Source organism: Microvirga sp. GN3 (genome assembly GCF_055792825.1).
In genome coordinates, this window is the sequence record NZ_JBVVAK010000273.1 from 1 (window position 1) to 5,829 (window position 5,829).

Here is a 5,829-nt window from a genome sequence, read left to right on the forward strand (position 1 = left end):
CCCCAGGATACAGCCGCCGAGTTGGTTGCGCCAACGCGCCGATGGTGCCGAGGAAAAGCATGCCCGATAACAATCGCATCGAGCAAGACCATCGTGCCATCAAGGGGCGGGTGCGGCCGATGCTCGGTTTCAAGTCGATTGGTAGCGCTCGCGTGATCCTTGGCGGGGTAGAACTGGTTCACATGATGCGCAAAGGACAGGCAAAGTACGCCTGCCGTTCAAATCTATCGCTCGCAGAGCAATTCGAGCGGCTCGCCGCATGAGCGCCTACCATCCTCTCTGGCATCTCTTTGTCTTTTGCTAGAAATTGCGACAGAACCTTCGGATCGCCGTGCTGTCCCACTCCGCACTTGCCGAACACATCCAGCAAGGGCCGTGTGATCGCGATCACAGTCGACAATCCCAGGACTCGCTAGAAAGGATTAGACGTTCGCTAAAGCGAACTTGGCCCTTGGAAAGTGCAGAGCCGTCAGCAGCGTGGACTCAGCCGCTCCGTGACGGCGCGAACAGGACTGCGTCATGCTGGTATTTGCTTATGGCTCGCTGATCTGGAACCCGGGTTTCGACTATGTGTCGACGATGCCCGCGCTGGCTCCCGGCTGGCGCCGTTCCTGGTGCATCCCTTCCACTGTCCATCGTGGTTCGGCTGAAACTCCCGGCGTCGTCCTCGGTCTCGTTCCCGGCCCCTGCTGCATCGGCATCGCCTACAAGGTCGCTAAGGTTCGGGAGGCCGAGGTCCGGCGCTACCTAACGGCGCGCGAGACCGCAGAAGATGGTTACGTCGATTCCTTGATCGACGTCCTGACGCCGCGGGGATGGGACAGGGCTCTCTGCTATGTCGCCGACCTGTCGAATCCCAGCGTCCGCGAGTTGTCCGAGGCGGGGCTCCTGTCCCGGCTCATGACCGCGTGGGGCAGGGCAGGAACGAACGTCGATTACGCCAGGAACACCATCGCCGCCGTCATGACGCTCCCACGTCCCCTTGCCTGGCCCGAGCCGTGCCCCGGCATGGCTCTGCGGCTTGCGGGCATCCTGTGCGGAAACGCCGGTGCCGAGTGAGTCTGAAGAAGGTCTGGGCTGTTACCGTCACCCTCGGCTTTGAGACCCGAAGTCGTGATTGTCGGGAGCCCCTGGCTTCGAGATCGACAGGGGATGAACCAGCTTGCGCGAGGTTGTGATACCTGGGCCACATCTGGCCCGCTACTGTTTCCGGTTAAGTTGACTGATGTGCTTGGAAAGGTAGGTTGTCAGCCCCCTAAACGATGCCAGACGCCATGAGATTCATTACCTCCAGTATCATGAGAGGAGCGATCCCCGCTCTCGGCTTCCTTTCCGTGACTGCAGGAACGCAAGCCCAGACCCTGAACGGCATTCGCATCGGGGAGGAGATCTCGGCTGCGTCGCGGATGGCCGGGAAGCCGACCTCGAGGGTTGCTGCGGGCGCCCACGAGGAGGTCAGGTGGAGCCTGCCGGACGGGAACAAGCTCGCGCTCGCCACGGATCCGGGGAACGGACGGATCGCCTTTGCCAAGGAGACCTGGGGCGGTCGCCCAGACGGGAAGCCGGCCGACTTCCCAGTCTTCACGTACGGCGAGACCACCCTGGCCAACATCCGGGAGCACGCGGAAAATAATGGTTTCGCCTTCGTCGAGCGTCTCGTCGAGGAGAAGCCGGATGGGCTGAGGCTTTTCAATTCTTACGAGGTCGAGGGGACTCCAGGCCTCGTCGTGACCTTCGTCACCAGGATGTCCGCAAAGGATTCACAGAGGCTGCTCAACAAACAGCCGGGCCTGGACATCAATAAGTCAGCCCGATTGGAATCGATCATTCTAGGGGATGCCAAGTATCTGGACTCCATCTGGGGCGAGCGGAAGCTCAAGGGCAAGAACTACAAACCGATTCGCTGGGCATCGATACGGCCCTAGTCTACCCTTCAAGGTAGTCGCCGTCGCATTGGCCAACAAGATGGCCCGGATCGCCTGGGCTGTGATGGCCAGGAGCACGGGTTACGAGCCCGGGAGCCATGGAGCTGCCATGCCGGCGGCATAGATATAGATGGCCAGTTCAGACTATTCGCCCTGTGGGGCATCCCAGTTGGCACGGTGACGATGAGATGATGTGAAGCCCAAGCGGACATGGACCGCCGGAACTGGCAAACCCGTGGTATCGTCTTGCGTCAGCCAACCGCGATAATGTGAGAGGGACCAGCTCCAGCGTAAAACATCAGGGCCAGCGGGCATGCAGCACCGCGCTTCAAGGCCGGAGACATGACTGCACCCGCCCCGCGAGACCCAAGCATCATCAACAATCACATTGCCAAACGGGCGCCATCCAAACATGACATCCCCACGCGGAGTGCTCTTGTTAGCTGTCTGTTAACCATCTTGCGATGACCATGCTTGGACTGATCCGCTGGGTTTCGGATCAGCCCTCACCTCCAAGGCAGTCGGGGCGCGGATGAACCGCCTCGATCTGCTTTGGGGATGTGAGCGTCCTGGTGCAGTAACTGTCTTGTAACCACAATCCCAATCGTACTTGATCGAAACCGGACGGCGCGGCGTTGGCCCTGTGCCAGAACGGGAGAGCACTGCCCCATGACCATTCTCGATCCGATCACCGGAAACCTCGTCACCATCGACACGTCGAGCAGGCCACGTCGGTAAGCACCCTGTATCACAGGGAGAACGGCGATGAAACGATCCTCAGCCCGCCGGGCCAGACGCTGGGTCATTCAAGAGCTGATCCGCAGCCTCAATCAGCTGTCCGGCATCCCGGTCACAGCAACATTGACGAGCGACTGCAATTCCAACGCTGGCGAGTAGAAATTCGGCTTCAGCGGAAATTTATCAGTTAAGCGAAGATCACACCTGCTCCTCGCTGTCATACATCGATCAACTGAGCTTACATACCGGTCATACCAGCCAATTCGCTGGAGCTTCGAAGGCTCTCAAGATCTGCGGCTGATTTACCGAAGGCCTTTGATGTGGCTCCTTTGGAATTCCTCGAAAGGACTCTCGTTCACGATTCTGCTGCTATCCGGACAAGACGCGGAAAGCCTGCTGCCAGGGCTGCCATTGTCGATCAGTCTGAGCGGCCTACTTCCAGGATGTGCGTCATTCTCTTGGCACACCGGCACCCTGGTTGAGGTCTCAGACAGCGCTTCAGCCAGGGTGCTTTTCATTGCCGGGGCGGCAGCTGGAGGTCAGACATGCGAGCCATTGCCACGTCAGGCATACTTCTGATGGTGTGTGTCACTCTCGCGGGCTGTCAGATCGGCGGAAGCCCAGGCGTTCTCCCCCGCACATCCGTCCCGCCGCCACCATCGATGGCTGGCACATCTAACGAGGCGGTCCAACCAGCGACAACACGACCTGTATCATCGAGCCTCCCAGCGCCAGCCGCTTCCGAGCCGGAGGAACGTCCTGCCGCTGAGCCGATGATGCAGCCGCTTCTGACAGGGCGCGGTGCGGGCGCCGGCTTTCGGTTCTGAGTTCCGCAACCCGTGAACGCGATGTCTATACCGGTTGGGATAGCGCCACCGGACGCGTCGCGTCGTGTCTGAGACCGAGACGATGCGGAACTTCCTCATCCACTCGTGCCCTGACAAATCGCAGGGCGTTCCTGCTCTCCCGCATGAATTCTAGCCCTGCTGTGGTTTCCTAAAACCAATACAGCGCCAGATAAATTGCGACAGCAATACCAACTAGTGTTATCGCCAGACCGATGAGGCGGGCGCTCATGGACGGCTCGCGCCGCACCCATGGCTGCTGGTCCACCTGCAGCAGGTGATCGTCATCCGACTTCGCCATCTTACTCACTCTGGGAGGCGTTATATCGGCTGTTGGCCTTCACGGTTGGGTGGCCGAGACAAACACACAATTCCGCCACGGAAAGGGAGTCGAGCTTAAGCTCCCGGAAAGGAAAGGGGCGCCTGTTTCTCGGCAGATCCTCCAGCAGTTCGGCGGTCCGGGTGGAGGACCACCCTGAGCTGTTTGTCATCACAGTGCCGTGCAGGACGAAATTATCAGCGCTGGGCGCCAACTGGATCAAGCTGTCGGTCATTTTGGATTCTCGTCCGAGGCACGCTGCCGGTCGACCCACTCATAAGCCTTAGCGAGGACTGCCTCACGATCCGGAGCCATAATCACGGTCGGGCGCTGCTTGGGCCGTGCCACAAAGGCAATCCATTCCAAGTTGCTCTGATTGAGGCGGATCTGGTAGCCGCGGTGCTCCACGAGATCGGTCTTGGGACGATGATGAGGATCAGTCGTGGTCATCATAGCAACTCAAGGCTCTCCAGAGGGATGGACACGGCGGTTGGCCCGCCGTTCAGCTAAAAGAGGCCCTTCACTGGTGGGGCAGGCACAGATAGGTCGATCAATATCGTTACCGAAGTGCGATGGCGATTGTTCATCTGTTCCGATGGTGGCGCTCAGATATGCTCCCTCCGAGCGGACCTTCTTTAAGATTGCCTTGATGTACTCCTTCACGATCGGCTCGGCTAAACCGAGTTCCGATGCAATCGTGTCAGGTCGCATCCCTTCCTGTAAGCGCCACAACACGGCGGCCTCTCCCGTGAAACCGGCAAGCGTCGGGAACAGGCAACCTGAGATTGTTGCTGTCATCAGAGGCTGGTGAGCAATTTTATTGCGCACTTCAAGTGCTTGATTCAGAATAACTTTCGTGAGGATCGATGAGGCGGATGCGGGCTGTTTGAGGATCCGGGAGCCCCGCCATAGATGTCTGCTCCTACGCCTGCGATTTCAATGATGCCGAATGGGCGCTGCTCGAGCCCCTCGTTCCCCGCAGCCATCCGGCCGGACGGCGACAGACCTATCCCTTACGCCGCATCGTCGATGCGATCTTCTATCTGCTGCGGACCGGAGCCCAATGGCGGCTGCTGCCGCACGAATATCCCCCGCGCTACGCCGTCTTCTACCATTCTGCTCAGTGGCGCGAGAACGGCACGTGGGAGCACATCACTCAGGCGCTGCGCGAGAGATATCGGCGCACGATCGGCCGGTCTTCTCAACCGAGTGCGGCGATCCTCGACAGCCAGTCAGTCAAGACCACCGAGATGGGTGGCCCCCGTGGATACGACGGTGGCAAGAAGATCAAGGGCCGCAAGCGCCATCTTCTTGTTGATACGCAAGGCAATCTGCTGAAGAACAAGGTGCAGCCCGCCGACATCCATGACCGCGCCGGAGCTGAGGTCTTGTTGGAGGGTCTGCAGCATCTGTTTCCGGCCATCGAGCTGATGTGGGCAGACACCGCTTATCGAGGTTTGCGGGACTGGCTTCAGAAAGCCCTGGGCTGGAGATTATCCATCCCGCAGCATTGGTGGAGCGGCGGAACCTGGATGCGGATTGACGCAGAGCCGCCGACACGCCCGAGTGGCTTCCAGGTGCTCGCGCGCCGGTGGGTGGTGGAAGTAGTCTTTACGCAATTGACAAAAGCGGACGTGCTCACTCTCGCGGCTGGTCGGCAGCACGTAGCGGATTTCGACCTCATCATTCGTGACGATAACTCGGTCAACCAGCAACAGCACAAGTTGCCGGCGCTGCTCGAAAGTGGCCTGGGCCAGCCCGTGCTGCACCCGCTCGCGAAATGCCTCCAGGGAGGTTGCCACGCCGGCAAGCTGCTGCTGGCGCTGGGCATCGTTGTGCAGAAGCTCCTCCTGGCCGGCCAGCGCTTGCATCCGTTGCTCTAATGATCTTCACGGAGGTGGTGTAACATAGGGTGATGTCGATCCTCATGAGGAGGCGCGCGATGGATGACGACGTTTGGCGGCCGACGCATCTAACATCCGAGCAGATGGAGGAGCGGCGT

The 5,829-nt window shown here is 59.8% G+C and carries 9 protein-coding genes and 1 pseudogene; 6 read left to right on the top strand and 4 right to left on the bottom strand.

Going from position 1 to position 5,829, the window contains the following annotated elements; translation table 11 throughout:
• The 5 genes and pseudogenes from ACS5Q1_RS46020 to ACS5Q1_RS46040 form a co-directional block, all read left to right on the top strand.
• The coding region (locus tag ACS5Q1_RS46020) for a DDE-type integrase/transposase/recombinase (RefSeq protein ID WP_473104477.1) at nucleotides 1-263 on the top strand (263 nt) is incomplete at its 5' end.
• Nucleotides 264-519: 256 nt separating this feature from the next.
• Complete coding sequence (locus ACS5Q1_RS46025) at nucleotides 520-1,059, top strand: gamma-glutamylcyclotransferase (protein ID WP_473104478.1); 540 nt, start codon at nucleotides 520-522, stop codon at nucleotides 1,057-1,059.
• A gap of 215 nt (nucleotides 1,060-1,274) precedes the next feature.
• Nucleotides 1,275-1,925: a hypothetical protein gene (locus ACS5Q1_RS46030; RefSeq protein WP_473104479.1), complete on the top strand. Its 651-nt coding sequence runs from the start codon at nucleotides 1,275-1,277 to the stop codon at nucleotides 1,923-1,925.
• Nucleotides 1,926-1,929: 4 nt separating this feature from the next.
• Nucleotides 1,930-2,049: pseudogene (locus ACS5Q1_RS46035) on the top strand (IS110 family transposase); the annotation flags it as partial.
• A gap of 641 nt (nucleotides 2,050-2,690) precedes the next feature.
• Nucleotides 2,691-2,822 (top strand): hypothetical protein, encoded by a 132-nt coding sequence (locus tag ACS5Q1_RS46040; protein ID WP_473104480.1) that lies wholly within the window; start codon nucleotides 2,691-2,693, stop codon nucleotides 2,820-2,822.
• Nucleotides 2,823-3,659: 837 nt separating this feature from the next.
• On the opposite strand, the gene ACS5Q1_RS46045 is transcribed toward ACS5Q1_RS46040, so the two are convergent.
• From ACS5Q1_RS46045 to ACS5Q1_RS46060, 4 genes are read right to left on the bottom strand one after another with little or no spacing between them, the layout of a single operon-like run.
• A complete protein-coding gene (locus ACS5Q1_RS46045; RefSeq protein WP_473104481.1) occupies nucleotides 3,660-3,809 on the bottom strand; it encodes a hypothetical protein in 150 nt (49 codons plus the stop codon).
• 1 nt (nucleotide 3,810) lies between these two features.
• Nucleotides 3,811-4,062, bottom strand: a complete 252-nt coding sequence (locus ACS5Q1_RS46050) for a hypothetical protein (RefSeq protein WP_473104482.1) — start codon at nucleotides 4,060-4,062, stop codon at nucleotides 3,811-3,813.
• Nucleotides 4,059-4,280, bottom strand: coding sequence for a hypothetical protein (locus ACS5Q1_RS46055; RefSeq protein ID WP_473104483.1), 222 nt, complete (start codon nucleotides 4,278-4,280; stop codon nucleotides 4,059-4,061). The genes ACS5Q1_RS46050 and ACS5Q1_RS46055 overlap by 4 nt, the downstream gene beginning before the upstream one ends.
• 6 nt (nucleotides 4,281-4,286) lie before the next feature.
• Nucleotides 4,287-4,625 (bottom strand): helix-turn-helix transcriptional regulator, encoded by a 339-nt coding sequence (locus ACS5Q1_RS46060; protein WP_473104484.1) that lies wholly within the window; start codon nucleotides 4,623-4,625, stop codon nucleotides 4,287-4,289.
• A 110-nt stretch (nucleotides 4,626-4,735) separates the two neighbouring features.
• Here ACS5Q1_RS46060 and ACS5Q1_RS46065 point away from each other — a divergent pair, with 110 nt between their 5' ends.
• The gene (locus tag ACS5Q1_RS46065; protein ID WP_473104485.1) at nucleotides 4,736-5,710 is read left to right on the top strand and encodes an IS5 family transposase; all 975 of its coding nucleotides are present in this window, start codon (nucleotides 4,736-4,738) and stop codon (nucleotides 5,708-5,710) included.
• Nucleotides 5,711-5,829 lie beyond the last annotated feature (119 nt).

What these genes read in the sequence shown, in the direction of transcription:
- ACS5Q1_RS46025 (WP_473104478.1), top strand. Translation starts at nt 520, where the DNA reads ATGCTGGTATTTGCTTATGGCTCGCTGATCTGGAACCCGGGTTTCGAC.
- ACS5Q1_RS46030 (WP_473104479.1), top strand. Translation starts at nt 1,275, where the DNA reads ATGAGATTCATTACCTCCAGTATCATGAGAGGAGCGATCCCCGCTCTC.
- ACS5Q1_RS46040 (WP_473104480.1), top strand. Translation starts at nt 2,691, where the DNA reads ATGAAACGATCCTCAGCCCGCCGGGCCAGACGCTGGGTCATTCAAGAG.
- ACS5Q1_RS46045 (WP_473104481.1), bottom strand. Translation starts at nt 3,809, where the DNA reads ATGGCGAAGTCGGATGACGATCACCTGCTGCAGGTGGACCAGCAGCCA.
- ACS5Q1_RS46050 (WP_473104482.1), bottom strand. Translation starts at nt 4,062, where the DNA reads ATGACCGACAGCTTGATCCAGTTGGCGCCCAGCGCTGATAATTTCGTC.
- ACS5Q1_RS46055 (WP_473104483.1), bottom strand. Translation starts at nt 4,280, where the DNA reads ATGATGACCACGACTGATCCTCATCATCGTCCCAAGACCGATCTCGTG.
- ACS5Q1_RS46060 (WP_473104484.1), bottom strand. Translation starts at nt 4,625, where the DNA reads ATGACAGCAACAATCTCAGGTTGCCTGTTCCCGACGCTTGCCGGTTTC.